Origin of the sequence: Endozoicomonas sp. ONNA2 (assembly GCF_024606365.1) — a bacterium.
Classification (GTDB): Bacteria; Pseudomonadota; Gammaproteobacteria; order Pseudomonadales; family Endozoicomonadaceae; genus Endozoicomonas.
The window spans coordinates 1-1723 of the sequence record NZ_JAHHPO010000775.1 but is presented as its reverse complement, the minus strand read 5'-3'; the positions used below and the strand labels follow the sequence as shown (position 1 = coordinate 1723).

The window sequence follows — 1723 nt, the reverse complement described above, 5'->3', positions numbered from 1 at the left end:
GTTCGACCGATTCTGTCGCCCTGCTCCCAGGGCCATTTTCAGAAATTAAATGAAACCTCAACACCCAAGTAACGTTCATCAACGTCGAGCAGCTTTTTCCGGTTAGGGGAAAAACGATAAGTTGGTGGCAAAACGCTTAAACGAATCGATAAATGTTGTATTGTCTCCCCGCCTGTGACACCACTGATCCATTGGCTGATTTTTTCAACCGGGTCCAACAGAAACAGTACGGTTGAACCTAACGTCCGGGAGCCCATCACCTCACTGTCATTATCCAGAATTTTCAGTTTTTTCTGGTAAGCCCATTCCCCGTAGAGCCAGCCCCCAAGGGGAGTCACAATAATGTCCTGAATGGAGGGAGGCTCACAGGTTGCCTCAATGCCATATTCATACAGGAAAGTGGACATCAAAAATGAATAAACAAGGGAGTTCCACTGGTTATAGCCCGATGAACGGGCCAGAACGTAATACACACCACCAAAATAAGGGTGCCCGATGTAATTGATGTACCATTGATCGGTGTCCCATACAGGCCCTGACTTGACATTGTGCCACCACTTGCTGAAGGGTCTGATTTCCGATTTATCCCATTTGGACACACTTTCTGGCAACAGGGCGATCACTCCCAGCGCACCGAGCGCCAGACCAAAGGTCACTTTGGTTTGGTACCAAAGTCTGGCCTGATTCTCTTCCGGGTACTTGTCAAATAGGGTGATGTCCCAACCTTTGTCTTTATCCTTCAGGGACCAACGCCAGTCATCCGCAGACAACGGAGATTGCAGCTCAAATGACTGTGGACAACTGGCAGGATCATTTTGCAGCTGATGCCGGCTCACTACTTCTGTCTGGCAGGCCGCCATAACATCATGTAAAACGGGCAGTGAAGCCAGCTGATCAGGGTTGCAATCATCTGCAAACCCGGGCTCCAATAATCCTGATAACAAAAAAAGGGAGGCAAGAAGAATCAACAGGCTTTTTATCGTTTGGGTATTATTCTTCATATGATGCGACATCAACACAGCGTTGTTTGCTGAATTCAGCTCCAGAGTCTTATGAAAGCAAACCAATTTTTATAGACCATATTTTTATAGCTGGCAAAGCGGTCAACGCTTTCAAAGGCTGAGTTCAAACGTACCAACACAGTGAAAAAGAATGAAAACCCCTTTTTTCACAGAATCACAAGGCCTTCATCAAAATCATCATAAAAAAATGCCAAATGCCGATGGAGTAAGCTAACGTGATTTTATTGTCTTGGTATTATTTGATCGTTTTTCGAATCAAACGGCGTTAATTCCATTGCTCGGTTCCAGAAGATACGTTGTCCTGCTGTTCCGATATTGTTGACCAGATAGTCAGGCATCTTATGCGATATCTTCTTGTCTTGATCACTGCCATTGCGCAGATTTTTTTTTCTACCCTGGTTAACCAGTTACTGGGTAAACTGGTCCAGCCTCATGGTCGCATCATCTCAAGAAAAGAGCGCATCAAGCGCAGCTGGGTAAGAACAATCTGGTTGGTAGCAGGGACTCTCATGCTGTTTAATCCGGTCCCACCGGTTATTATGATTATTGCCTTACCCACTACGTTTCTGAGTTTTATGATTCTTGATGAAATGCGCTAACGAACAAAAAAAAGGCTAAGTAGCTGGCCATATGGAATCGAATATTTCTGGCTACTTGGGCAGGTACTGTGCAAGGCACAACGGAGGGAGCATAGCCGTAGC

2 protein-coding genes are annotated in these 1723 nt (G+C 45.6%); one reads left to right on the top strand and one right to left on the bottom strand.

From position 1 onward, the window contains the following. Positions 1-38 precede the first annotated feature (38 nt). Positions 39-1001: a DUF3943 domain-containing protein gene (locus tag KDK14_RS13805; RefSeq protein WP_257265752.1), complete on the bottom strand. Its 963-nt coding sequence runs from the start codon at positions 999-1001 to the stop codon at positions 39-41. 362 nt (positions 1002-1363) lie between these two features. On the opposite strand from KDK14_RS13805, the gene KDK14_RS13800 reads away from it, so the two are divergent. Next, positions 1364-1621, top strand: coding sequence for a hypothetical protein (locus KDK14_RS13800; protein WP_257265751.1), 258 nt, complete (start codon positions 1364-1366; stop codon positions 1619-1621). Positions 1622-1723 lie beyond the last annotated feature (102 nt).